Annotated in this window: 21 protein-coding genes; 14 read left to right on the top strand and 7 right to left on the bottom strand. The window is 45.8% G+C overall.

The genetic code is table 11. The features are described from left to right. Positions 1-78 precede the first annotated feature (78 nt). Together GJU82_RS08795 and GJU82_RS08790 are read left to right on the top strand one after the other, a co-directional pair. Complete coding sequence (locus GJU82_RS08795) at positions 79-1011, top strand: DUF368 domain-containing protein (RefSeq protein ID WP_153631810.1); 933 nt, start codon at positions 79-81, stop codon at positions 1009-1011. Next, positions 1008-1757, top strand: a complete 750-nt coding sequence (locus GJU82_RS08790; protein WP_153631809.1) for a shikimate dehydrogenase — start codon at positions 1008-1010, stop codon at positions 1755-1757. The genes GJU82_RS08795 and GJU82_RS08790 overlap by 4 nt, the downstream gene beginning before the upstream one ends. Here the strand turns inward: GJU82_RS08790 and truA are convergent. After that, positions 1754-2524, bottom strand: coding sequence for a tRNA pseudouridine(38-40) synthase TruA (gene truA, locus GJU82_RS08785; protein WP_153631808.1), 771 nt, complete (start codon positions 2522-2524; stop codon positions 1754-1756). The two genes, GJU82_RS08790 and truA, sit on opposite strands and share 4 nt — an antisense overlap. Positions 2525-2903: 379 nt before the next feature. Here truA and GJU82_RS08780 point away from each other — a divergent pair, with 379 nt between their 5' ends. The 9 genes from GJU82_RS08780 to GJU82_RS08740 all read left to right on the top strand — a co-directional run bounded on the left by GJU82_RS08780 (position 2904) and on the right by GJU82_RS08740 (position 14106). After that, positions 2904-3860 carry an AAA family ATPase gene (locus GJU82_RS08780; RefSeq protein ID WP_373921458.1) on the top strand — a complete coding sequence of 319 codons (957 nt, stop codon included), beginning with the start codon at positions 2904-2906 and terminating at the stop codon, positions 3858-3860. Between the two features lie 69 nt (positions 3861-3929). After that, the gene (locus GJU82_RS08775; RefSeq protein WP_153631806.1) at positions 3930-4802 is read left to right on the top strand and encodes a DUF58 domain-containing protein; all 873 of its coding nucleotides are present in this window, start codon (positions 3930-3932) and stop codon (positions 4800-4802) included. Between the two features lie 24 nt (positions 4803-4826). Beyond that, positions 4827-5849: a hypothetical protein gene (locus GJU82_RS08770; RefSeq protein WP_153631805.1), complete on the top strand. Its 1023-nt coding sequence runs from the start codon at positions 4827-4829 to the stop codon at positions 5847-5849. Next, positions 5846-6838 carry a VWA domain-containing protein gene (locus GJU82_RS08765; protein WP_228488634.1) on the top strand — a complete coding sequence of 331 codons (993 nt, stop codon included), beginning with the start codon at positions 5846-5848 and terminating at the stop codon, positions 6836-6838. Before GJU82_RS08770 ends, GJU82_RS08765 begins: the two co-directional genes overlap by 4 nt. 70 nt (positions 6839-6908) lie before the next feature. Continuing rightward, positions 6909-7943 carry a VWA domain-containing protein gene (locus GJU82_RS08760; protein ID WP_153631804.1) on the top strand — a complete coding sequence of 345 codons (1035 nt, stop codon included), beginning with the start codon at positions 6909-6911 and terminating at the stop codon, positions 7941-7943. A 59-nt stretch (positions 7944-8002) separates the two neighbouring features. After that, positions 8003-8782, top strand: coding sequence for a tetratricopeptide repeat protein (locus GJU82_RS08755; RefSeq protein WP_153631803.1), 780 nt, complete (start codon positions 8003-8005; stop codon positions 8780-8782). 112 nt (positions 8783-8894) lie between these two features. Continuing rightward, positions 8895-10706: a BatD family protein gene (locus GJU82_RS08750; RefSeq protein ID WP_194831011.1), complete on the top strand. Its 1812-nt coding sequence runs from the start codon at positions 8895-8897 to the stop codon at positions 10704-10706. 2 nt (positions 10707-10708) lie between these two features. Then, a complete protein-coding gene (locus GJU82_RS08745) occupies positions 10709-11509 on the top strand; it encodes a tetratricopeptide repeat protein (RefSeq protein WP_228488633.1) in 801 nt (266 codons plus the stop codon). A gap of 104 nt (positions 11510-11613) precedes the next feature. Further along, complete coding sequence (locus GJU82_RS08740) at positions 11614-14106, top strand: endonuclease MutS2 (RefSeq protein WP_153631801.1); 2493 nt, start codon at positions 11614-11616, stop codon at positions 14104-14106. Between the two features lie 6 nt (positions 14107-14112). Here GJU82_RS08740 and GJU82_RS08735 read toward each other — a convergent pair whose 3' ends face one another. Further along, the gene (locus tag GJU82_RS08735; RefSeq protein WP_153631800.1) at positions 14113-14949 is read right to left on the bottom strand and encodes an alpha/beta hydrolase; all 837 of its coding nucleotides are present in this window, start codon (positions 14947-14949) and stop codon (positions 14113-14115) included. A 1362-nt stretch (positions 14950-16311) separates the two neighbouring features. Further along, the gene (locus GJU82_RS08725; protein WP_153631798.1) at positions 16312-16494 is read right to left on the bottom strand and encodes a hypothetical protein; all 183 of its coding nucleotides are present in this window, start codon (positions 16492-16494) and stop codon (positions 16312-16314) included. 304 nt (positions 16495-16798) lie between these two features. On the opposite strand from GJU82_RS08725, the gene GJU82_RS17950 reads away from it, so the two are divergent. Next, complete coding sequence (locus tag GJU82_RS17950; protein WP_194831010.1) at positions 16799-17035, top strand: PDZ domain-containing protein; 237 nt, start codon at positions 16799-16801, stop codon at positions 17033-17035. A gap of 853 nt (positions 17036-17888) precedes the next feature. On the opposite strand, the gene tnpA is transcribed toward GJU82_RS17950, so the two are convergent. The 3 genes from tnpA to GJU82_RS08715 form a co-directional block, all read right to left on the bottom strand. After that, positions 17889-18338 carry an IS200/IS605 family transposase gene (gene tnpA, locus GJU82_RS08720; protein ID WP_153631661.1) on the bottom strand — a complete coding sequence of 150 codons (450 nt, stop codon included), beginning with the start codon at positions 18336-18338 and terminating at the stop codon, positions 17889-17891. Between the two features lie 747 nt (positions 18339-19085). Beyond that, the gene (locus tag GJU82_RS17180) at positions 19086-19247 is read right to left on the bottom strand and encodes a hypothetical protein (protein WP_194831009.1); all 162 of its coding nucleotides are present in this window, start codon (positions 19245-19247) and stop codon (positions 19086-19088) included. 445 nt (positions 19248-19692) lie between these two features. Next, a complete protein-coding gene (locus GJU82_RS08715; protein WP_153631797.1) occupies positions 19693-20442 on the bottom strand; it encodes a hypothetical protein in 750 nt (249 codons plus the stop codon). A 349-nt stretch (positions 20443-20791) separates the two neighbouring features. Between GJU82_RS08715 and istA the strand changes: the two genes are divergently transcribed. Both istA and istB read left to right on the top strand, forming a co-directional pair. Beyond that, positions 20792-22351 carry an IS21 family transposase gene (gene istA, locus GJU82_RS08710; protein WP_153631796.1) on the top strand — a complete coding sequence of 520 codons (1560 nt, stop codon included), beginning with the start codon at positions 20792-20794 and terminating at the stop codon, positions 22349-22351. Between the two features lie 17 nt (positions 22352-22368). Beyond that, on the top strand, positions 22369-23103 hold the full coding sequence (istB, locus tag GJU82_RS08705) for an IS21-like element helper ATPase IstB (protein WP_153631795.1): 735 nt from the start codon (positions 22369-22371) through the stop codon (positions 23101-23103). Positions 23104-23547: 444 nt separating this feature from the next. Here istB and GJU82_RS08700 read toward each other — a convergent pair whose 3' ends face one another. Further along, on the bottom strand, positions 23548-25380 hold the full coding sequence (locus GJU82_RS08700) for a heme-binding domain-containing protein (RefSeq protein ID WP_153631794.1): 1833 nt from the start codon (positions 25378-25380) through the stop codon (positions 23548-23550). Between the last annotated feature and the right edge of the window lie 133 nt (positions 25381-25513).

Below are 25513 nucleotides of genomic sequence, written 5' to 3'. Positions count from 1 at the left end.
AATCCGGCCGGAAGAGATTTCGGCCATTTTTTTATCTTATTTTAGCCAACCGGAAGTTTAAAAATATTAACATAAGCGATGAAGAGATACTTAAGCCTGTTTACCAAAGGATTGGCTATGGGGGCCGCGAACGTTATTCCCGGTGTTTCGGGAGGGACAGTGGCCCTGATTACCGGGATATTTGAGAAGCTGATTGACAGCATCAAAGCATTTAATCTGACGGCGCTGAAATTGTTGTTGAGCGGGAAGTTCAGGGATTTTGTCCGTCACATTAACCTCGATTTCCTGCTGTCTGTTTTTACCGGTGTCGCTATTAGTATCCTGACACTGGCCCGGTTGTTCGATTTTCTGTTCAAGAGTTATCCGGTTTACATCTGGTCGTTCTTCTTCGGTTTGATTCTTGCTTCGGTATATTTTATCGGGAAGACAGTTGAGAAGTGGCGTTTGTCGGTAATCATTAGCCTACTTGTGGGAACGGCAGTTGCTTTTTCCGTATCGGTACTAAGTCCGGCGTCCGAAAATTCCTCTATGCTGTATTTGTTTATTTGCGGAATTATAGCGGCCTGTAGCATGATTCTTCCGGGATTATCAGGTTCGTTTGTGCTCATTCTGTTGGGCAACTACCAGTTGGTTATGATTGATTCGATTAATGAGTTGAACCTGATGGTATTGCTGCCGGTTGTACTTGGCGCCGTAATTGGACTGCTCGCTTTTTCACATGTTTTATCGTGGGTTTTCAAAAAATTCAAGGACCAGACCATCGCATTGCTTACCGGTTTTATCCTTGGCTCCGTGGGAATTCTTTGGCCCTGGAAACATCCGGTTTATAAACTCGATTCATTAGGCCATATCCTGATTAAGAAAAGTGGGGAAAAAGTGGTTTCGGGTTACGATTGGTTTGTTCCGGACACTTTAACAACCACAGTTGTTGTAGCCGTATTGTTGATGATTGCAGGAATATTTACGATATATCTTTTGGAGAAATCGGCTCAAACTGTGGAAGAATCATGAAACAAACATTCGGTCTCATTGGATATCCGTTGACGCACTCCTTTTCAAAGAAGTTTTTCACCGAAAAGTTTTCCCGCGAAGGTATTGACGCGGAATACGAAAATTTTGAGATAGCGCATATCGAAAAATTACCGGAAGTAATCCGGACCAATCCGATGCTCAAGGGGCTGAATGTAACCATTCCGTACAAACAAGATGTGTTCGCCTATCTGGATGAGGCCGACAAAGCCGCACAGGAAATCGGTGCCGTTAACACCATCCGGATCGAACGAGAAGGGAAGAATTACCGTTTGCACGGATTTAATACGGATGTGATTGGCTTTGGCGATTCCATCCAACCCTTGTTGAAATCGTACCATAAAAAAGCACTGGTTTTAGGAACCGGTGGCGCATCGAAAGCGGTCGTTTGGGCATTGCAGAGGCTGAGATTGTCTGTGGTTTTGGTTTCCCGTTCACCGAATGGTGCGGGACAAATCAGCTACCGCGATTTAGATGAGAATTTGATGACAGAATATACGGTCGTGATTAATGCCACACCGCTGGGAACATATCCAAAAACGGAAGGAGCTCCGGACATTCCTTACCAGTTCGTTAATGACAAGCATTTGTTGTACGACTTGGTCTACAATCCTGAGAAGACTCGTTTCCTGGCAAAAGGAGAAGCGCATGGCGCAGCCATTAAAAATGGCCTGGAGATGCTTCACGGACAGGCATTGGCTGCCTGGGAAATCTGGAACCGTGATTAACCGGGATTCCTGCTCAAGCCTTGCGAAATTTCTTCCGGGTAACCGATATCAACCAGAAATAAACCTCGGGCGGCAGCGCTCGGGCCAGCTGCCCGGCGGTCTTTCGCTTCAATAATATGTGCCATTCCTTCCGGCTCTATTTTCCCCATGCCAATATCGAGCATGGTACCGACAATTGCCCGAACCATGTTCCGCAAAAAGCGGTCAGCTTTGATGGTCAAAATATATCGCTCCGGCTCTTCGGTCCAGTAGGCTTCCATAATCTCGCAAATTCCTGTTTTAATGTCGGTTCCGGTGCGGCTGAAACTGGTAAAATCGGAATAGTTGAATAGCAGTTGGGCGGCTTCATTCATTTTTTCGGTGTCGAGCAACCGATAGTGATGGTATGCGAAAGTGCGGCTGAAGGGATTTTTCTGCTTCGTGATAAAATATTGATAGGTGCGATACGTGGCATCGAAGCGGGCATGTGCTTTGTCATGTACTTTGTAAATATTTTGTACCGAAATATCGGGTGGAAGGAACCGGTTCAACCGGAAGGTGAAATGCTGATCGTCCAGGTTTTCCGACTCCGCATCGAAATGTGCCACGAAAAAGCTGGCATGTACACCGGTGTCGGTCCGTCCGGCTCCGGTAACGTGAATGGTCTCACGCGAAATAGTAGACATGGCTTGCTCCAACACTTCCTGCACACTAACAGGGCCTGGCTGGATTTGCCAGCCGTGATAATTGGTACCGTCGTATGCGAGTTGAATAAAATATCGTTGCATCAAATGTTGTTTACCTTTGTATTTATACGGGAATTTACGATAAATTGGATGCGAATTTCCCGGTCGTCAAAGGTAAGAAATATACTTCCAACATCTTAAATTAAGGTATTTTAGGAAGTTTTCAAGCCATTTAAGGTTAACAATTTTTAACAAAATGTTATTAGCTAATCATCGGTAAACCATTAATTTCGTAAGCATTCTACTAAAGAAGTTTTCAATTAATAGAAATAACCTTGCAGAAGTTTGAAACGGGCATGTTGCGGTTATGAGAAGTAAAAAGGAAAAAATTTCAATAACATGCGCGTTCTGTTCGACAACTAAAAAACAAATAATATAACGGATGAATCAGTCAGTAGATATTAAAGAACTCAATGAGAGGATTCAACAGGAGAGCTCGTTCGTCGACATGATCACCATGGAGATGAATAAAGTGATTGTGGGACAAAAACATTTGGTTGACAGTTTGTTGATTGGACTGTTATCTGATGGGCACATTTTGCTGGAAGGTGTACCTGGTTTGGCAAAAACGCTGGCCATCAATACGCTTTCGCACATTGTGGCTGCCAGGTTTGCCCGCATCCAGTTTACGCCCGACCTGTTGCCGGCCGACTTGTTGGGTACCATGATTTACAGCCAGAAGAACGAAGAGTTCATGGTGAAGAAGGGGCCAATTTTCACCAATTTCGTATTGGCCGATGAGATCAACCGTGCGCCTGCCAAAGTGCAGTCGGCGTTGCTCGAAGCCATGCAGGAGCGGCAGATCACCATTGGCGATCATACTTACAAACTGGAAGAGCCTTTCCTGGTAATGGCGACTCAGAACCCAATTGAGCAGGAAGGAACCTATCCGCTTCCCGAAGCGCAGGTTGACCGTTTTATGCTGAAAGTTGTGTTGGATTATCCGAAGAAAGACGAAGAGCGGCTGATTATTCAACAAAACCTGCTCAAAAAATTTCCCGAAGCATCGACGATTCTGAAACCGGAAGATATTATCCGTGCACGGGATATCGTGAAGGATGTGTATATCGACGAAAAGATTCAGAAATACATTGTCGATATTGTTTATTCAACGCGTCAACCTGCAGAACACGGATTGCCGAAATATGCCGAAATGATTACCTACGGCGCTTCGCCCCGTGCCTCCATTAGTCTGGCACAGGCTGCCAAATCGTACGCTTTCATCAAGCGTCGCGGCTACGTGATTCCGGAAGATATTCGTGCCGTTTGCCACGATGTATTGCGTCACCGTATCGGACTGAGTTACGAAGCGGAAGCCAATAATTTGACCAGCGAGGAGATCATCTCCGAAATTCTCAATACGGTTGAAGTGCCGTAGTAACGGTTTCCCGGAAACGGGAGTTGAGAATTGAATGGAATGAATTAGGAACAAACAAGTTATTGTGCTGTGGAAACATCGGACCTGCTAAAGAAAGTTCGGAAAATTGAGATAAAGACGCGGGGATTGTCGCGCAACATCTTTGCCGGAGAGTATCATAGTGCTTTCAAAGGTCGTGGTATGGCCTTTAGCGAAGTGCGAGAGTACCAGTTTGGCGACGATGTGCGGACCATCGACTGGAACGTAACGGCCCGGTACAACAAACCTTTCATCAAGGTATTTGAAGAAGAGCGGGAGCTGACCGTGATGTTGATGATTGATGTGAGTGGTTCGCGCGATTTTGGTACCTCCGAAAAGCTGAAGAAGAATGTAATTACCGAAATTGGAGCGATTCTTTCCTTCTCGGCCATTTCCAACAACGATAAAATTGGTGTGATTTTCTTCTCCGATAAAATCGAGAAGTTCATCCCGCCGCAAAAAGGCCGGACGCACACGTTGCGCATCATCCGGGAGCTCATCGAATTTAAGCCCGAATCAAAGCAGACCGATATCGCTCAAGCCCTGCAATATCTCACAAATGTGATGAAGCGCAGGGTTACGACGTTCGTTATTTCCGATTTTATGGATAATAATCCGGAGTTGGAAAAGGCGTTTCGTATTGCCAACAGCAAACACGATGTAGTGGGACTGCAGATATACGACGAGCGGGAAACGGAATTGCCTTCCATTGGTATGGTAAAGTTCAAAGATGCCGAGTCCGGAGAATACCTTTGGGTCGATTCATCAAGCCGGAAAGTCCGGGACGCTTATCAGAAATGGTGGAACGACTACCGGTCGAAGCTCGATATCATGATGAAGCGTTCAGGCGTCGACTATGTCGGGATCAATACCCGTGAGGACTATGTGAAATCGCTTGTTTCACTGTTTAAGAAAAGAGAATAATAATCAATGAACGTTACACGAACGATGAAACATATAACCTGCGTCCTGGCACTGTTGCTGACGGTGGCATCCGGTGTGCAGGCGCAGGAAATAAAAGCACGTGCCACGCTCGACCGTGATACCATTTTGCTTGGCGACCAGATTCATTTGAACCTGGAGCTGGAACAAAATATCGGTCCGAAGGTTCAGTTTCCGCAAATACCCGATAGCATCGGTAAATCAATCGAAGTGCTGCAACGCACCCTGATCGATACCATCAAGATGGAAGGTCGCCGGATCATGCTGCGCCAGGATTTTTTGATCACAGCATTTGACAGCGGTCCGCACCCGATTCCGCCGGTTTGGTTCAAACTGAAGTACGACCAGCTGACTGATTCGGTCCACACGAATAGTTTGAGCCTGTTTGTGCAGGTTCCGAAAGTGGATTTGAAAAAGGGCCCGGCTGATATTAAGAAGCCGTTCGATGCACCGGTGACGCTGAAGGAAATTGCGCCCTGGTTGTTTGGTGGAATCTTAATTGCAGCTGTCATCTTCCTGCTAATTTATGCTATTCGCCGGAGGAAAAAGAAACTGCCGTTATTCCAGAAGCCGCCCAAACCGAAGGAGCCGCCGTATCGTGTTGCTTTGCGTAAGCTCGACGAGATAAAAGAGGCAAAACTGTGGCAGCACGATCAGGTGAAAGAATACTATAGCCGCATCACCGATACCTTGCGGGAATACCTGGAAGGACGTTATGAAGTGGCGGCTATGGAGAAAACTACTGATGAAATTATGACTGCCCTGAAGTATGATGCCGTTAAGTTGGATGTAAAGTCGTACAAGCAGCTGAAGGAAATTCTGGAGCTGGCCGATTTGGTGAAGTTCGCTAAATTCATTCCGGTGGAAGACGATAACCAGATGACGTTGGCCAATGCTTACTTCTTTGTTAACCAGACGAAAATTGAAGGAAAGTTGCCGGAAGAAGAGGAGAAAGAGAATGATGAAGATAACGGCGATGAGGAAGTAACCATCGATTTGTCGGATAAAAAGGGAAGAAGAAAATCATGAGTCAGATAACATACGCATATCCCGCATTTTTTTACCTGTTTCTGCTATTCATACCCATGATTGTTTGGTATGTATGGCAACAGAAAAAATCGCGGGCAAGCATACAGATATCGACACTGAGAGGTTTTGATGCGGCACCCAGAACATGGAAGCATTACTTGCGCCATCTGCTCTTTGTATTGCAGTTAGGCGTGTTATCGCTGCTGATTATGGCATTGGCCCGGCCGCAATCGTCTTCCAGTTGGGAGAACGCTACTACCGAGGGAATCGATATCATTATTGCGTTGGATATTTCGAGTTCAATGCTGGCCCGTGACTTTCAGCCCGACCGGTTGGACGCAGCCAAGAATGTGGCGGTTCAGTTTATTTCAGGCCGGCCTTACGACCGGATTGGCCTGGTGGTTTTTGCCGGTGAGAGTTTTACGCAGTGTCCGTTGACAACCGATCATGCGGTGTTGATTAATCTTTTCAAGGATATCCATACCGGAATGATTGAAGACGGAACGGCTATTGGAGAAGGCCTTGCCACAGCGGTCTCACGGTTGAAGGACAGCAAAGCCAAAAGCAAAGTGGTTATCCTGCTGACCGATGGTGAGAACAACCGCGGCGAAATTGCACCGGTTACGGCAGCCGAAATAGCCAAAACATTTGGCGCCAGGGTTTATACCATTGGAGTGGGGACCATCGGAACGGCACCTTATCCCGTTCAAACACCTTTTGGTAAGCAGATGCGGCAGATGCAGGTGAAAATTGATGAGCCGATGCTGAAGAAAATAGCTTCAATTACCGGGGGCGAGTACTTCCGGGCGACCGATAATGCCACGTTGAAATCGATTTATCAGCACATCGATAAGCTGGAGAAATCGAAAATTGACGTGAAGCAGTTCAGTAAAAAAACGGAAGAATACGAACGGTTCGCTATTCCGGCCATGTTGCTGGCACTGTTGCTGGTATTCCTGAAAAACACGGTTTTCCGGAATATCCCGTAAGGAAAAGGTTGAGAGGAAAAAGGGTATAGCCCGGTGGTGAAGAATTATTAGTCTGAAATTAAAAGGAAAAATGGAATCATTTAGGTTCGCAAATCCCGAATATCTATATCTTTTGCTGGTGATACCGGCATTTGCCATCATCTTTTGGTTTGCCCGAAGGGGACGACGAAAAGCCATACGTAAATTTGGAAATCCGGAACTGTTGGCCGGACTGATGCCTAGTGTATCGAATGGCCGTCCGATAGTGAAATTCTGGATTTGGATGTTGGCACTGGCGTTTATTATCGTTGGAGTAGCAAGGCCGCAGTTTGGCTCGAAGCTGAAAACAGTGAAACGAAAAGGAATCGAAATCATGATTGCCCTGGACGTTTCGAATAGTATGCTGGCGCAGGATATCAAACCTGATAGGTTAGACCGCGCGAAAAGAGCGATTGCCAAATTGACCGACCGGCTCAATCAGGACAAAATCGGATTGATTGTTTTCGCCGGGCAGGCATATATTCAGTTGCCCATTACCACCGATTATGCGTCGGCTAAGCTGTTTCTGAGTTCGGTAAATACCAATATGGTCCCGGTACAGGGAACAGCCATCGGAGCGGCTATCAACCTGGCTGCCCGTTCGTTTTCTCCAAACTTTGAAGGAAATAAAACCATCATCGTTATCACCGATGGGGAAAATCACGAAGATGATGCGGTTGGGGCAGCTAAAGCTGCTAAAGAAAAAGGAATTACCGTCAATACCATTGGCATGGGACTTCCCGAAGGAGCGCCAATTCCGGTTACCTTACCCAACGGACAACAAGGTTACCGGAAAGACCGTCAGGGGAATACCATCATCACAAAGTTGGACGAGAAGATGCTGACCGAAATTGCCAATACCGGCGGCGGAACTTACATCCGTGCAAACAATGCACAGGTTGGTTTGAATAGGCTTTTCGATGAGTTGAATAAGATGCAAAAGGCGGAAATTGAGTCGCGGGTTTATTCCGATTACAACGATCAGTATGGTTACTTCTTGGGCATGGCCCTGGCATTGATTTTGCTGGATTTTCTGGTGCTCGAACGGAAAAATAAGTGGTTGAGGAATTACAGTTTGTTTAAATAATAGAGAAGGATTTAGATACAATGAACATGAAAACATTCATGTCGGAAAATAAGATACAGATGAGGCAAATCGTTCTCATGACCATGATATTATTCCTGACGGTTCCGGTATTTGCGCAAAAAGAACGCAAATTTATCCGGGAAGGGAACAGGGATTTTGCCAAAGGGCTCGAGGATACCACCAGTCTCGATACGGTTCGTTTTGGCAAAGCGGAAGTGGCTTATCGCAGGGCACTGCAGGAAAAACCGGACAATTTCCAATGGAAGTTCAACCTGGCCGATGCTTTGTACAAACAGGCTAAGCCGGCGAAGGCAGCTGAGGAATTTGAGCAATTGACCAAGGAGACTGACAACAAGAGGGATAAGGCGAAGGTTTATCATAACCTCGGGAATTCGTTGCTGGCGCAGAAAAAGGTTGACGAAAGTATCGATGCGTACAAAAAGTCGTTGCGCTTGAACCCAAATGATATGGAAACCAAGTACAATCTGGCGTACGCCGAAAAGATGAAGCAACAGCAGGAAAACAAGAAAAAGAATAAACAGAACCAGCAGGATAAGAACAAACAAAACAAGGATCAGAACAAGAATAATAAGGACAAACAGAACCAGGATCAGAAGAAAAATCAGGATCAGAATAAGAATAAACAAGATCAAAATAAGCAAAACCAGAATAACCAAAACCAAAATCAGCAACAGCAACCTCAGCAAAACAAAATCTCGAAACAGAATGCCGAGCAGATGTTGCAGGCCCTGCAAAACGATGAGAAAAAAACACAGGAAAAAGTGCGCAAGCTGAAAGCGAAAAAAGCGCAGCAAAATAAGATTGAAAAGGATTGGTAACGGTTATTTTTTGGGTAACCGGATGCCCTCCGGAAAAGTTCCGGGGTTTTGCTAATTTTGAGGCATGTTGACGATGCAATACAGATTAATCACGAAATATACAGGCATACAGATGATGAAGAAAAAAACCCTGTTTCTTCTATTGTTTACACTCTTTGCAGGCTTAACAGCCCGTGCCGACGATGTGCGGTTTTCGATGTCGGCGCCCAATGCGGTAGAGCTGGGAAGTCAGTTCCGGCTCTCTTTTGTGTTAAATACGCAGGGAGATAACCTGAAACTTCCGGAATTGAATGACTTCGATGTACTGATGGGCCCCTCTACTTCCAACAGTACGTCCATTCAAATGATCAACGGGAAAACCACCCGTTCGGTCACCTTTTCCTACACCTATATTTTGCAGGCAAAAAAGGAGGGAAAGTTTACCATTCAACCGGCAACCATTGAGGCCGACGGCAAAACGTACACTTCCAATTCCGTGACCATCCAGGTCGTGAAAGGTTCGTCAAAACCTGCCGGAGGAGGCGTTGATAAACCGGCAGCAAAACCTGGGCAAATTGACTCGAAGGATCTGTTTGTCAACGTGGACTTGAGCCGGAAATCGGTTTATAAGGGGGAACATCTCTTAGCTACCATTAAAATTTACTCACGGGTGAACCTGAGCGGATTCGATGACATTGAACTGCCAAATTTTGAAGGATTTTGGTCACAGGATATCGATATTCCCCAACAGATGTCGTTGCATCGGGAAGCCTACAAAGGAGAAATATACAATGTGGGAACACTGAAGAAGACGATTCTTTTCCCACAGCAAACCGGGAATATTACGATTAAACCGGTGAAAATTGTGGCATTGGTACGTCAGCGCATTCAGCAGCCACAAAGCATTTTCGACGATTTCTTCGACCAGTATTCGACGGTGAAAGCGACTGTATTGAGCCAGCCGGTAACTGTGCATGTGAAATCGCTGCCTCAGGCTCCGGCCAATTATTCCGGCGGAGTGGGGAACTTCAGTCTCGAGTCTTCTATCACGGCAACCGATGTAAAAGCCAACGATGCAGTGACACTGAAACTGAAGATTTCCGGTAACGGAAACCTGAAATTGATTGATTCACCGAAGGTCGATTTTCCGGCTGATTTCGATACATACGACCCGAAAAATTCCAGCAATTACAAAGCAACCGAGAATGGCCTCGTGGGGAGTACGTCGTTTGAATATTTGGTTATCCCGCGTCATGCCGGCGATTTCACCATTCCGGCGGTCAACTTTGTTTACTTCAATCCGGCAACCGGAAGATATGTGACAAAAACCACCAAGTCATATGATTTGCATGTGGAAAAAGGCTCGGGTGACCAGTTGAATACGGTCGTAAGCAGTGGAGTATCAAAAGAAGATGTGAAATTCCTTGGAAAAGATATTCGCTATATTAAAACCGATAGCAATCAATTGTTCCAGCGAAACGATACCTTCTTTGGTTCGGTTAATTTCTACCTGGTTTATCTGGGGGGGGCATTCCTCGTACTCATATTCTATCTCTTTAACATGAAGCGCATTCGCGAGAATGCCAACCTGGCCCGGGTGAAAAACCGAAAAGCCAGCAAGGTCGCGATGAAGCACCTGAAGGTGGCACGCAGTGTTCTGAAGCAAAACGATGCCGAGAAGTTCTACGAAGCGGTAACCCGCGCGTTCTGGGGCTATCTCAGCGATAAACTAACGATTCCGGTTTCCGATTTGAATAAGGAACGCGCTACGGAAGCCTTACTGGAGCGAAGTGTTTCGCAGGAATTGGTCGATCGCTTTATCGAAACGCTCGACACCTGCGAATTTGCCCGTTTTGCACCGGGCGGAGGCACAACGACGGCTATGAATGAAATGTATGGCAAAGCCGTTGAGGTGATGAGCCGCATGGAAAAAGAGATTAGGTAACGATGAAACAGAATCAACAGAACAAGGATTCGATGAGACAAAAAGTATTATACATCATAGGAATGTTGGCGCTGGTGTTGATTTCCGGCACCACATTCGGTCAAAAAGCAGAACTGGATTCTATTGCCCGGGCCGATACCTTGTACGCGAAAGGGCATTATCAGCAGGCTGCCAGCGTTTATTCGGGTATCCTGAATCGTGGATACGAGTCGGCTGACCTCTATTTCAACCTGGGTAATTCGTATTACAAATTGGGTCAAATTACCAAGGCCATCATCAATTATGAACGGGCCCGTTTGTTGGCTCCCAACGACGAGGATATCAAGTACAACCTGAATTTGGCGCAGTCCCACGTGGTCGATAATATCGTGCCGTTGCCTGAGTTTTTCCTGACCAAATGGTGGCACAGTATCATTAATACGCATTCGGCCGATGAATGGGGAATTCAGAGTATGATCGCCTTTTTCCTCTTTCTCATCATCTTTGCCCTGTTTCTTTTTGCCCAAACGGTGCGCCGGAAGAAACTGGCATTCTGGGTTTCCATTTTGGCGCTTACCTGGTCGGGATTCACCTTTTCTTTTGCTTCAAGCCAGAAGAACAAGCTGACACGCCGGAACACAGCCATCATTACGGCCCCGACAGTTACGGTGAAGGGGGCCCCCAGCGAAACAGGTACCGAACTTTTCATTATTCACGAAGGGCTGAAAGTGAAACTCACCGACAGCCTCGGCACCTGGAAGGAGATTCAGCTGGCCGACGGCAATAAAGGCTGGGTACAGGATTCGACCATGGTGCGCATTTAAGCTTTCCCACAAAAGTATTTCCCGTTAAGGGTAAAGTAAGTTTACCCCTGCTATTCGTATATCCCTTTTCGATTGTTATTTTTGCAGTTCGAAAATGAAGAACGATGGTGGAAATTTATCCTGCGGGATTTGAATCAAAAATTGGTTTCGATAAAATACGCGACCTGCTGAGTCAGCGCTGCCTGAGTACGCTCGGGAAGGAGATTGCTGCGCAGTTTGGTTTCTCGTCCCACTATGAGGACATTGTCCGTCAGCTCGACGAGACCGTGGAATTTATGCAGATTATCGCCGAGGAAACCAATTTCCCCACAGGTTACTACCTCGATGTCCGTCCGGCGCTGCAGAAAATCAAGGTGCCCGGCACCTTCCTGGAAGTGCATGAGTTGTTCGACCTGAAACGCTCGCTGGAAACCATCCGGTCCATCGTCAATTTCTTCCGTTCCCGGAAAGAAGAGGAATTTCCAAGGTTGCGCAATGTCGTTCGCGATGTGCAACTCTTCCCTTTTGTGTACGGCCGCATCGACCAAATTATCAGCAAGCACGGAACGATAAAAGATAATGCGTCACCCGAACTGGCGCAGATTCGCCGCGAAATCTTTTCCCGGCAGGCCAGTGTTTCCAAAATCATGCAAAGTATTCTACGGAAAGCACAAAACGAAGGACTGGTGGAAAAAGACGTGTCCACTTCCATTCGTGACGGCCGCACGGTGATTCCCATCGCCGCCGGAAACAAGCGGAAGCTGAAAGGAATTGTGCACGATGAATCGGCTACCGGACGTACGGCATATGTAGAGCCGGAAGAAGTGGTGGAAGTGAACAACCGCATCCGGGAACTGGAGTCAGCTGAAAAACGCGAAATCGTAAAAATCCTGATTCACTTCACGGACGAAATCCGTCCGTATGCTGAAGATTTAGCTTTCTCCTATGGAATTCTGGCCGAACTCGATTTCATCCGGGCCAAGGCCTTGTGGGCCAGCGAAAGTGAATCGGTGAAGCCCAAAATGACCGATAAACAGGAACTGGAGTGGTTTAAAGCCCGGCACCCGTTGCTCGAACGCAACTTGAAGGCAGAGAACCGGAAAGTTGTTCCGCTGGATATTACCCTGACTGAAAAGATCCGCATTCTGCTGATCTCGGGCCCTAATGCGGGCGGTAAATCGGTTTGCCTGAAAACGGTAGGATTAGTGCAGTACATGTTGCAGTGTGGCTTGCCTGTTCCGGTGAGCCCGGACAGTCGTTCCGGAATTTTTGAGCGGATGTTTATCGATATTGGCGACGACCAGTCGTTGGAGAACGACCTGAGTACTTACAGTTCGCACCTGACGAATATGAAGTTCTTTTCGAAGAACTGTACGCCCAAAACACTGGTGCTCATCGATGAGTTTGGAACCGGAACCGAGCCGATGCTGGGAGGTTCCATTGCCGAGGCAGTACTTAATCGGGTCAACCAGTTGGGAACCTACGGGGTCATTACAACGCACTATACCAACCTGAAGCACTTTGCCAGCTCGGCAGATGGTATTGAGAACGGGGCGATGTTATATGACTCGCACCAAATGGAACCGCTTTTCCGGTTGCAGATTGGCAAGCCCGGAAGTTCGTTCGCTTTCGAAATTGCCCGTAAAATCGGTCTGCCGGAAGATATCCTGAAAGAGGCCAGCGATAAAATCGGGAAGGAGCACATCGATTTCGACAAACACCTGCGCGACATTGTCCGCGATAAGCGGTACTGGGAAAGCAAAAGGCAGCGTATCCGGAAGGTTGAACGCAATCTTGACGATATGGCCGGCAAGTACGAGTCCGACCTGGAAGAAACGGAACGGATGCGGAAGGAGATTCTGGCGAAAGCCAAACGTGAAGCCGAAGAGTTACTGTCCGGTACTAACCGCATGATTGAACGGACCATCCGGGAGATAAAAGAAGCAAACGCAGAAAAGGAACATACCCGGAAAGTACGCCGCGAACTGGAAGATTTCCGTGAAGAGGTGGACCGGAAAGCCACGGAAGACGAGGAAAAGATAGCCCGGAAGATGGAGAAACTGCGGGAGAAAGAACAGCGTCGTCGTGAAAAGTCACCCCGGAAAGAGCCCGAAAAGAAAAGCGCTAAACCGGCGAAATCAAAAGTGCCAACCCTGGAAGTAGGAGCACGGGTCCGTTTATCGGGGCAACAGGTTGCCGGCGAGGTACTCGAAATTAACGGGAAAAACATTGTCGTAGCCTTAGGCCCGTTGCGGTCAACTGTAAAAGCGGACAAGTTGGAAGTGGTATCGAACAGCCAGTTGAAGAAGCCGGAAGTACAGAAAAATAAAACCATCGCCCGGATAAACGATGCCATTGCTGACCGGAAAATGACGTTCAAGCCGGAAATTGATGTTCGTGGTATGCGGGCCGAAGAGGCACTGCAAAAAATCCAGGAATTCATCGACGAAGCCATCATGTTGGAGGCAGCCGAACTGCATATCCTGCATGGGAAAGGTACGGGTGTTCTGCGCGAACTTATCCGCAACTACCTTCGCACCGAGCCAATGGTGCGGCATTATCGCGATGAGCATGTGCAGAACGGTGGTTCAGGCATAACCGTGGTGGAACTGGCGTAACGAAGGTTAATCGTTCGCCTGCTTCTCCTTCACAATCCGTCTTACATCTTTTAGCAACAGCGGAAAAGCCGGAGCCGTCATGTTGTGGCCGTAGCCCTGCATTTCGTAAAGTTGAGTGTTTTTGTGGCCCACTACTTTCATCATGCGCATCAGGTAGGCGTTTTCTTCGTAGCGTCCCGGCATTTCCATGTGGCGGTCTCCGGTAATGAGGAGCAACGGCGGTGCATCTTTGCGTACCCAGTAGAGCGGCGCCAGGCTGTCGACTACCGGTTGCGTTCCCGGAATGCCCAGCTCGGCGCGGATGGTAAAATGGGTGATGGTATGTCCGCTGAAGGGAATCAATCCGGCAATGCGGTTGGCATCGATGTCCCATTTTTTCAGGTAATTTTTGTCCAACCCAACCATCAGGGTGAGGTAACCACCGGCCGAGTGCCCCGAGACGAAAATTAACGTTGAATCGCCGCCAAACTGTTCGATGTGATTAAACACCCAGGCAACGGCTGCTGCCGCATCGTCGATGCAATGCTCCGCTTTGATGTGAGGCGAGAGCCGGTAACCTACACCGACAACAGCCATGCCCTGTTCTTTCAGCGCTTGCGGAATCTCTTTGTGTCCGCCCGTCAAACCGCCACCATGAAACCAGACGATGGTGGGAAAGTGCGTCACATTCTTCGGGTAATAGAGATCCAGCACGCATTGTTGGCGGAGGTACTCATCGGCCTGGTTGAGGGAATCGCTGTAATACGGAATGTTGTACTTTGTAACGTATTCGGTCTTTTGCGCGAATGTTGATGCAACAAAAAGTACCAGCGGCCTTTCGTGGCGACGGTTTGGTAAAAGCATTGTCGAAACAGGATATTAGTAAAGTCGAAGGTGGTTTTTGGAAACTAAATTTCCACAGTACTTTTTTTGTGCACGCTACCCGGTTAATTTAGTAGATGAGTTACGTGCACAAAGCTCAGGCGGAATCCGAAAAGCCTGGAATAGAGTAGGAATTGTAATTAAACCTTCACATAATTAAAGATGGAAATCATGGCGATTTATTTTTTTACTTTATTTATAATTGGTATAAGTTGGTGGTTTTACCCCAAAACAATTGATTTATATCGGTTATTCTTCAATGTTTTTTTTTCTGTCACCTCATTTTATGTGGTGTTAAAAATTGCTGAGTGGGGGCTAAGCTTTCTGGTGGATAAGGTGCCTTTTGAACTAAATATTTCTGCCACAAAGTTAATTGGTTATCTTCTCTTCATCTTTTACGGAGTTTATCTGGGGAAATCGAAATTGAAAAAATCACAGGGTAAAAGATAGATAGCTCGCCCAGATCTTTTCATTTTTTTTGCAAATTATGAAAATAAAGCCAGTAAGGAGGTATACCAGATGATTTTTGCCTTCTAAGCTATTCAAGATTTTCAAAAAAGTTGTTCGGCGTGACAGCTTTTGGATTTCATGCTAATAAGCAAAATGCACTAGAGGTAATCATCACTGCTCCTGCCGTGACGTACCTCCTTGCCTACTTGGTGTTTAATATTGACCAAGTAATCGTTGGGGTGCTTCACGGACCAACGCTTTTTTTGTTCCTTCCATTTTTCGTTGTTTGGATTAGCTGTATAAACTGTAATGACTTTTTGGGGCGGGTACTCTAAGAGTATATCTGAATGCATTAATGGCAAAGCGGAAATAGGCTCTGTCAATATTGTTTTTGCAACAAAATTTCTGTTGGTTATCCTTACGCATCCCAGAGGAATGGCAACTTGTTAGGATTCATTTTATCTAAAGGAGATACCCCCCCGGTGGGGCATCTATAAAAATAGCGTGATGTCCAATAGTAATAACTCGCGAATTCGCTGAGATAGGGCAAAATAACCTACCCTTTCAGGACGATACAATTACCGGATGGGTATACCTGATTTTCCAAGGCGTTGCCATTGGGCTGAAATAAGTTGTCCCTTCGGGATGCAAAGAAAGCTGGTCCATGTATATTCGGGCTGAAAGCCCAATTCAATTCAGCCCGGTGGCAGCGCCCCGGGTTATGAGTATCGCTCGACTTGACGAGCCAGCGGTCGTGTAATGACTTTGATTGAAAATGAAATGTACTTTCGACCGCAATGATTCTAGCGATGATTGATGTTGCAACGGCACCAAATAAAAAGGCCACCCTTTTGCCGGGCGGCCTCTCTTTCAGAAATAATATAATCATGTAGATTAAGCTTCGGATGGTCTTTCCAGCCTTTTCAGGATCATGAAAATAAAGGCGGCGGAAACCATACACATCACCATCAGGATGAGGAAGAACCGCCACAATTCCAGGGTGCCTTGGAATTTCCAAATCAATCCGGCCATCAGGTTACCAATGGCAGTGGTTCCCAGCCAACCTCCCCGGGCCAAACCTTTCTATTTTGTATTTGTACGGCGCCACTTTTGACACAAACGAAATACCGACAGGACTCAGGAACAACCTGGCCATGGTGAGCGTAAAGTACGTGTTGATACACCAGTAGGGTAAGTCAGTGCGTTGGATAGACTTTAATTCATCCGAATCCCACCTTGAATTGGGGGAGGTATTTTAAACTACTACAATCTTATTCTCGATTTCCCCGGGAAAAAGGTTTACTCGCAAAATATTTCGGACGAATACATCAACAAGGGATTTAAAACCTTTGGGTTTAAATATGAACCGGTAGGCGATCAGTTGTGCATTTGGTTTGTTTGGAATCTGTCAGCCGCGCAGAAGGCCGGACTAAAGGTTGGAGACAAAATTGAAGAGATAAATGGAATGGCTATTAAAAAACTGCAGGGCGATGAGCCGTGTCGAATTTATCAGAAAGTCGATTCGGTATCCGATGCGTCTTCTGCACTAATCTTAAAAATTGCGGGGGAGGGACATCCGATTAAGTTGAAAAAAGAGCCGCTTTTTAATAATGAATAGGTGCCTGGTAAAGAGCAGAACAAGCGAAATTCAAATGAAACTTGAGAACCTTAAAGGTAATATTTTGAAGGCAGTTTCCGGCCTGTAAAACAAGGATGTTTTTCTTTCTTTTAATTCTTTCCGCATTTTATTATTACCGTTGATTGTGGCATCATCCGGGAAAAGGTGCCAGCCCTTCAGGCTGGGTGTGCCATTCATAGGTCCGTTCTCTTGGGGCGTTGCCCCAAGTTATGGAATTGGGGCCCTTCAGGCCCTTTGATCCGAATCTGTTTGCAGGGGCTTTGCATCGATTGATTTTTCGTCCCCTTTCAGGTTTCCACTCATATTCGATGTTATTCAACTGTATATCATTGTTCCAGCCCTTCAGGCTGGGCGTGCTATTCATAGGTCCGTTCTCTTGGGGCGTTGCCCCAAGTTATGGAATTGGGGCCCTTCAGGCTCTTTGGTGTAAATCTGTTTGCAGGGGCTTTGCATGGATTGATTTTTCTCGCCTTTCAGGCTTTCCACTCATATTCGATGTTATTCAACTGTATATCATCGTTCCAGCCCTTCAGGCTGGGTGTGCTATTCGTAGGTTCGTTCTCTTGGGGCGTTGCCCCAAGTTATGGAATGTGAGCCTTTCAGGCTCTTTGGTGTAAATCTGTTTGCAGGGGCTTTGCATGGATTGATTTTTCTCGCCTTTCAGGCTTTGGCATTTCTGAATTGGGCCTGTATTGAATTTCCCATGTTTTCCGCCGAAATAGTGTATATCCCAAACAGGCTGAAAGCCTGAGATTCTAAAACTGGGGGTAACGCCCCTAGACAAAGAACGGTAAGAGGCGAATGAAGCCTGAAGGGCTTCCACTTCCACCGTTCACGCCCAAAAATAACTCCCGTCATATTCCGAAATCCGGTAATGCCCCATGAATGTCTCGATCTCCTCCTGGAAACTGATTCTTCGGTGGTGCTCCTGTTGATTTTGGATATACCTTTTCACGGAATCTAATTTCGAACTACTAACTGAAAATGCCGCGTACCCGATTTGCCAGACGAATTTCCGGACTCCCTTTTCTTTCATCCATTTAGATGAACTTTTCTTGACTTCCTCTACTATTTTCGCCAGAGCATGGTTTTTAGAAAGACGGAACAGGATGTGAACATGGTCAGGATTGGCATAAACAATAATCGTCGGGCTGTTTAGATTCTTAAATATACCTGTGATATATGCTTCGAATGCGGGTTTTATCTCTGTTGAAACGAACGGGTAACGCTCTTTGGTTCCAAAGATAAGGTGAACATACAATTGTGCGAGTGATTGGCCCATAAATAGAGTTTTTGCAGGTTGATATGGATTCGTTCGCTTTTTCAGGTTTGTTCCAGCCCTTCAGGCTGGGTGTGCCATTCATAGGTCCGTTCTCTTGGGGCGTTGCCCCAAGTTATGGAATGTGAGCCTTTCAGGCTCTTTGGTGGGGATCAGTCTGCGAGGCCCTTGCATCGATTGATTTTTCGTCCCCTTTCAGGTTTCCACTCATATTCGATGTTATTCAACTGTATATCATTGTTCCAGCCCTACAGGCTGGGCGTGCTATTCATAGATCCGTTCTCTTGGGGCGTTGCCCCAAGTTATGGAATTGGGGCCCTTCAGGCCCTTTGGTGGGGATCAGTCTGCGAGGCCCTTGCATCAATTGATTTTTCTCGCCTTTCAGGTTTCCACTCATATTCGATGTTATTCAACTGTATATCATTGTGCCAGCCCTTCAGGCTGGGTGTGCTATTCATAGGTCTGTTCCCTTGGGGCGTTGCCCCAAGTTATGGAATTGGGGCCCTTTCAGGCTCTTTGGTGGGGAGCAGTCTGCGAGGCCCTTGCATGGATTGATTTTTCTCGCCTTTCAGGTTTTGGCATTTTTGAATTGGGCCTGTATTGAATTTCCCATGTTTTCCGTCGAAATAGTGTATATCCCAAACAGGCTGAAAGCCTGGAAGTCCAAAGCTGGGGGCAACGCCCCCGGGTAGAATACGGTGAACAAGATAGAAGCCTGAAGGGCTTCCACTAATTGATGGCCGTTATTCCCTAATAAAAACTTCTCAACCGGTGTGGCACGGCCTGCTTACAGGACAAGTAAGCCCCCAGGTATTTTTGATTTCCCGGAAGGGGCATATAATTACATCCTGACTTATGAACTTCATGATCTCCGTTGGCTTGTGCCTGCGTATTGACAAAATATGATTCCATTATTTTCGATTTAGTGGGTGTAAATAATCCCGAAACAAGCAAATACTGACATTTTGCTATTTTTTAGTCGTCCTGTGACTTTATTTGTTCGTCCTGTGTGAATAAATTCATTTCCTGTGCATGTTTATTATTCCCTGTGTATCTATTTGTCGTCCCTGTTCGGTTTTTATATGCCCTGTTGTCTATTGCACCCGCCCTGTGGGGGTTTTGGGTTGTCCTGTTGTCTTTTTTGCTTTTCCTGTGGGGTGAAATAGTACTCCTGTGCCTTTTTCGTTGGCCCAGTTTACTTTTGGAAGTTCCCTGTGTGATAATTGATTGTCCTGTTGCACGAACTCCCTTCCCTGTTCAACAGGAAAGGGAGTTTAGGCTACCGGGTACTGTTCGGCTTAAACAGGGGGTCTTCAAACCCTGCCGGGACGTTGTATCATGTTACCGGAAAGGGAAATTATTCCACCGGAGTGTTTTCTTCTGCCTCAGCGCTGCCTTTTCGGTTACTCACGCGATAGTAATGGCTACTATATCCCACCAACCGATCCGGCTTTTTCCAGAATACATACTTGCCACAGGCGCGGATGTCATCGACCAGTTGTTTCAAGTGAGTATAGGCGCGGTCGCGGATGATTTTGGCCGGGTTCCCTTCCTGTTTGTCTCCGTTGGACTGTGCCAGCAGTTCGGCCATCGAGTCGGCGGTTTGTGCTGCCGTGTCGAGCTGGATAACATCGAAGTTGATGGCAGCCAGGGGAGCGGGGTTTTCGCGTCCCAATACGGCCAGGTCATTCAGGTCCTGAATCATGTCGGCATGACCGGTGCCATCGGCAATTTCGGAAACACGTCCCAGTAGCTGGTTGTCGCCCCTGAATGCATAGCGAAAATCGTGCAACAGCTCGTCGCGCAGGTCGTAGGCTGCCGGAGATTGTTCGTCCCACAATTTCTTGGCTTCCTTGCTGGTGTAATGGTCCTTGAACCATAGTGATTGCGCTTCGCGGCAGGCACCGGTGCGTACCGGCAACTCCTCAATCATTTCGGCGGTAATGCCACCTTTGGCTAGTTCGGTAGCATCATCTTTACACCAGTGATACAAATCTTCTGCTTCCTGCAGATAAACATTGACCGGTATAGCCGGAATGCGAATCAGATCTTCCGGAATCGCTTTAATCGCGTCAATGCTGGCTGAATAATCTTCTGAATTGCTCATGGTTAAAATGAGTTTAGGGTTTAGATAAAGATTAATTATGCGCTATGTCCGAAACATTATCATTGCCGGAGACGACAGTACGGCTTATGTTCCGTAAATAGCATGTATTGATGTATTTATTTCGAATCTGTCGGTTGTTGTTCTGGTTGTTTATCTTTGTTCGATTCCTAATTTTGTACATATTCCGGCCCAAAGTGAACACCCTATTCCGGTGAAACTGTACACCTGATTCCGGAGCAAAGTGAACACCCCATTCCGGGCAAAGTGAACACCTTGTTTTTGGGATTTTGGGTTTTAGATTCTACAGGTTTGTTAAACTCGCTTCCAGACAAATCAACTATCTGGAGCAATGGCAAACAAACCAATGGAATTTATCATGCTAAAAGAAATTTTACGATTAAAGAACAACGGGCTTTCCAACCTGAAGATCTCCCAGAGCATCGGGAGTTCCCGTACCACGGTGATCAAATACCTGAAGTTATTTGAATCCCTGGATATCCCCATGGACGGGTTATTGACCCTGAGTGACGAACAACTTTCGGGCTTGCTGGACGAACAGCAATCCCCCCACCAGGGAGACGAAAGGCAGCGTTACAGCTCGCTGTTGGAATTGTTCCCCGCTATAGAAAAGGAACTGAAACGCGTTGGGGTGACCCGCTGGCATTTATGGGCCCGTTACAAACAATCTTATCCTGATGGTTACGGGTACAGCCAGTTTTGTCACCATTTCCAGCATTGGCGGGAACAAAGCGATGCATACATGCATCATGAGCACAAAGCGGGCGATAAGTTGTTTGTGGATTTTACAGGAAAGAAACTGCATATTACCGATAAAGAAACGGGCGAGATCATCCCGGTCGAAGTATTTGTGGCCACCCTGGGGGCCAGCCAGAAGACTTACGTACAGGCCTGCCGCAGCCAGCAGGTTGGCGATTTTATCGAAGCCTGCCAGAACGCCCTGCATTATTTTGGGGGTGTCCCCCGTGCCCTTGTAACCGACAATTTAAAATCGGCGGTCAATAAGAGTGACAAGTACGAACCCACCCTGAACGAAAATTTTGCCGGTTTTGGTGCGCATTACCAGGTCACGGTCCTTCCTGCAAGAAGTTACAAACCAAAGGACAAAGCATTGGTCGAAGGTGCCGTGAAGATAGTCTATCACCGTATCTATGCCCATCTGCACGATAAGGAATTTTATTCCCTGAACCAGTTGAACGGCCAGGGCATTGCCCCGTTGCTGGAAGGATATAACCGGGCCTGTTTCCAGGGGAAAGGCTATAGCAGGCAGGACCTGTTCGAATCAACAGACAAGCCCGCCCTTGGCCCGTTGCCACCGGAACGCTACGGGTTTAAACAGCACCGGGAAGCGAAGGCCCAAAAAAACTGCCACGTCTATCTGGGTGAAGACAAGCACTACTACAGCGTGCCCTATCGCTACATCGGGCAAAAAGTAAAAGTACTTTACTCCCCGGACGATGTCGAGATCTACCACCAAACCCTTCGTATCGCCTGTCACCAGAGGGACTACCGGAAGTATGGTTACTCCACCTGCAAAGACCACCTGCCCTCTGCCCACCGTTTTGTCAGCGAATGGAACCCGGACCGTTTTAAAGACTGGGCCGGACGGGTCGGGCCGTCCTGCCAGCAACTGGTCTCGGTGATACTGGAAAATGCCACGCACCCAGAACAAGGCTACAAATCCTGCCTGGGCATCCTGTCCATGGCAAAGAAAGCAGGCCATGGGCGCATGGAGAAAGCCTGCCGGCGGGCCATGCTGTACCGTGCCTGCAATTACAGCTCGGTCAAAAACATCCTGGAAAAAGGGCTGGACAAAACACCGGAACCGGCACAGGCATCCTTAAACCTGCCGTTCCATGACAATATCAGGGGAAAATCATATTACAATTAACTAAAAAAACACGCACAATGAACAACAATGCAACATTGGAAAAAATGAAGAAGATGCGCCTTAACGGAATGCACCGTGCTTTTGAATCTACCTTTATGACAGGGAACATGGACCACTACACTGCGGACCAGTTGATCACTTACCTGGTCGAATCGGAATGGGACGAACGACAAAACAGCCGGACCGAACGGTTAATCAAAAATGCCCGGTTCCGCTACCAGGCAGCCATTGAAGAAATTGACTTTAGCCCGCAACGGATGCTGGACAAAAACCTGCTTTTGAGGCTGGCCGGCTGCGGTTTTATTGATAAAGGGGAAAATGCCATTATCACCGGAAGTACAGGTGTCGGCAAAAGCTACATCGCCACTGCCCTTGGTTACCAGGCATGCATAAAAGGGTATAAAACCATGTACACGAACACCGGAAAACTTTTTACCCGCCTGGGGATATCAAAAGCCGATGAGACCTATTTGAAAGAACTGGCCAAAATTGAAAAACAGGACCTGCTCATCCTGGATGATTTTGGGCTCCAGCCAATCGACCAACAAAAACAATTGATGCTACTGGATATCATGGAAGACCGGCAAATCGGGAAATCAACCATAATATCCACGCAAATCCCTGTAAGTGTATGGTATGAACTCTTTGAGGAAAAAACCATTGCCGATGCCATCCTGGACCGGATCGTCCACTCGGCACACCGCATCGAAATCAAAGGTGAATCGATGAGAAAACGAAAAAACAAACAATAATTTTTTTGCCTATTTTTAACGACAAATCTGATGAATCTAAAAACTGTTCACTTTGCCCGGATTACACTGTTCACTTTCGCCGGAATAAGTAATTTATGTTAGAATATAGATTTTTCCAAATTTGGAAATCATATCAACCTATTTTTTTGCTACTATTTTGGGATATGAAAAATGCCCCATTTTGCCGTTCACCACACAGATTGATACGTTCACCATCAAAAAACGACCGTTCACCACATATTAGGACCTGTGGGTGTCTTTTATAATTTGCTGAAAATTTTAGATAATTTAGAATGGGTTCAGATAGATTGATAGAGATTTCTTTTGCCACAAGCCAAACAAAGTTCACCATATTCGATGAACTTTGTTTGGTATTGTTAAGATGAATTAGCTAAAATGAGCTTGGAACTGTTACATTCCATATGTTAGATGACCGAACAATTTTTAATTTTTCGGATCGACAGAGCGCAAATAATTGATTAATTCAGTGCGTTGTTCATCTGCCAATCGGGCTTCGGGATGTAATAATACATATGCTTTGGGAGGCATCATTTTATTCTGTACTTCATTGATCATTTGTTGCAATAACTCGTGTTTGGTTTCATCAGAGAACTTACTCCACATTGACAAGTTTAGAAGTTCAGGGCTTTTTTGAACTGGTACAAGATTCCAGTTTGTAACGCTGGCATTTTCAACTTGTTTTTTCCACTGCAACATTTTCATGTGCGGTCTTAATGCCATGTAAGCTTTCGCAACATGTACCATATACTCGTTATAGCCTTTCCTGTATTCATCCATCAGATTATTCACAATGGATTTTAAATTCCCCTGGTAATAGAAAATAGTAGGGATGGTACCACCCACCATATATTTCATGGGTAATTCAGCATTGATTTTACTAAGGAGTTGAAATTTGTATGCATCGGTGTATATATCGCCATTCAAAATATCTTCAATAGATGTTAATCTTTCGGCTGGAGTGAAGGAGCTTAAGTAATTCCGATGTATTTCATAAAGTTTACAATATGCATCCACGGCTTCATCAAATGTAATTCCTTCGCGATTTTTGAGATAAGGTTTAACAAGCGATATAAAATAGTTTATTGCTTCTAATAACCTTTGTTTTGTTTCCACTGAAATTTCGGGAGATATTTTTTGCCCATAAAATTTGGTTAATAGATAGTTATAAATCGCTTCTTTATTGCTGAACAGCTCTTCGGCGTCATCCTTCCCGCGATAATAAATAACCTTGTTTTCCAGCTCTTTTCGATATTCCGGGTCGGCTAGGTGTTCGCGCACTGTATTTGCGTCATACCCTCCACCGAAAATCGCATTCATGTTTTCAGCAATACGGTCTGCTTGGTCTTTAAACAGTTGTTTGTTTTTGGGGGCGTACACATTAAATTGTGGGGCATTTAAATATTTGTTAAGGTCCATAAGACCGCTTCCATGTGTTAAACCATTATTTTGAGTTGATACGCTTGATGAATCCTTTTCATCTTTAAAAAGTTTTGAATTACCGACGGTTTCCCCGGTAAAATGCAAAAAAATATTGTCCATTATTTTTAAACCTTTTCTACTAAGTAATCTTTCTCTTAGAACTTTTTTCAATGAATCTTTTTCAGATGATAAGCTGAGTGATCTAATTTTGACTTTGAAATTGCGCATGTCATCTATCCATTGATTCCAACTGCTATTCATTGCCCCTTTATCCATGTCTATAGCCCATGAAGTTATGGCTTTTTGAAGTTCATTCTTCTTCTGGGGTGACTTACTTCTTCGCTCATTTCTTACAGTTTTCTCATAACGAGTTTTTGCTCTGAGATATTCTTCTTTTCCTTCAATAATATGTTCATTCCAATAGGGGAAAGTAACGACCGCACCTTTAACCTGAGAGTGCTTTTCCGTCACAAGATCATTAATAAACTGAATTAATGTTTCTATTTGCTGTTGATAAGTTTTATTATTCAAGGAATCAAATGGATCTACATAAGGTTCAGATGTCAAATTATTATTCCGATGATTTTGCTTCGAAAGGAACCATGAAAATGGCGCGACATGGGTATACCAGGATTCTTTAGTAGGGCTCGAATTAAATGCATAGCACGTTTCCAATAATTTCTTGATGTTTTCCGGAGTTTGATTTTCCTGGAAAAAATCAACCTTACTACTGTTTTCCTTTTCCTCCTTTTTGACAGGAATATATTGAATTCCGACGAATACTATGACTAATACTATTGAAATAGAAAGGCTACGGTTCAAGTTTCTTTTCTTCATGGTTTGAGAGCAAATGTTAGATGTATTAAAAAACGAAATTAAGGGTATTTTATTTTGGACAATACCAAATAGGATAAGAAATTTACAATAGGGTAAAAATGACTATTGAACAATAACGTTATTGCTGTTTCGT

Origin of the sequence: Prolixibacter sp. SD074 (genome assembly GCF_009617895.1) — a bacterium.
In the GTDB taxonomy this organism is placed as follows: domain Bacteria; phylum Bacteroidota; class Bacteroidia; order Bacteroidales; family Prolixibacteraceae; genus Prolixibacter.
Note: the sequence above shows the minus strand (reverse complement) of the source record. Positions and strands in the feature narration are given on the sequence as shown.

Coding starts and splice junctions, on each gene's coding strand:
- GJU82_RS08795 (WP_153631810.1), top strand. CDS start 79: ATGAAGAGATACTTAAGCCTGTTTACCAAAGGATTGGCTATGGGGGCC.
- GJU82_RS08790 (WP_153631809.1), top strand. CDS start 1,008: ATGAAACAAACATTCGGTCTCATTGGATATCCGTTGACGCACTCCTTT.
- truA (WP_153631808.1), bottom strand. CDS start 2,524: ATGCAACGATATTTTATTCAACTCGCATACGACGGTACCAATTATCAC.
- GJU82_RS08770 (WP_153631805.1), top strand. CDS start 4,827: ATGAAACATATAACCTGCGTCCTGGCACTGTTGCTGACGGTGGCATCC.
- GJU82_RS08765 (WP_228488634.1), top strand. CDS start 5,846: ATGAGTCAGATAACATACGCATATCCCGCATTTTTTTACCTGTTTCTG.
- GJU82_RS08760 (WP_153631804.1), top strand. CDS start 6,909: ATGGAATCATTTAGGTTCGCAAATCCCGAATATCTATATCTTTTGCTG.
- GJU82_RS08755 (WP_153631803.1), top strand. CDS start 8,003: ATGAGGCAAATCGTTCTCATGACCATGATATTATTCCTGACGGTTCCG.
- GJU82_RS08750 (WP_194831011.1), top strand. CDS start 8,895: ATGATGAAGAAAAAAACCCTGTTTCTTCTATTGTTTACACTCTTTGCA.
- GJU82_RS08745 (WP_228488633.1), top strand. CDS start 10,709: ATGAAACAGAATCAACAGAACAAGGATTCGATGAGACAAAAAGTATTA.
- GJU82_RS08740 (WP_153631801.1), top strand. CDS start 11,614: ATGGTGGAAATTTATCCTGCGGGATTTGAATCAAAAATTGGTTTCGAT.
- GJU82_RS08735 (WP_153631800.1), bottom strand. CDS start 14,949: ATGCTTTTACCAAACCGTCGCCACGAAAGGCCGCTGGTACTTTTTGTT.
- tnpA (WP_153631661.1), bottom strand. CDS start 18,338: ATGGGCCAATCACTCGCACAATTGTATGTTCACCTTATCTTTGGAACC.
- GJU82_RS17180 (WP_194831009.1), bottom strand. CDS start 19,247: ATGGAATCATATTTTGTCAATACGCAGGCACAAGCCAACGGAGATCAT.
- GJU82_RS08715 (WP_153631797.1), bottom strand. CDS start 20,442: ATGAGCAATTCAGAAGATTATTCAGCCAGCATTGACGCGATTAAAGCG.
- istA (WP_153631796.1), top strand. CDS start 20,792: ATGGCAAACAAACCAATGGAATTTATCATGCTAAAAGAAATTTTACGA.
- istB (WP_153631795.1), top strand. CDS start 22,369: ATGAACAACAATGCAACATTGGAAAAAATGAAGAAGATGCGCCTTAAC.
- GJU82_RS08700 (WP_153631794.1), bottom strand. CDS start 25,380: ATGAAGAAAAGAAACTTGAACCGTAGCCTTTCTATTTCAATAGTATTA.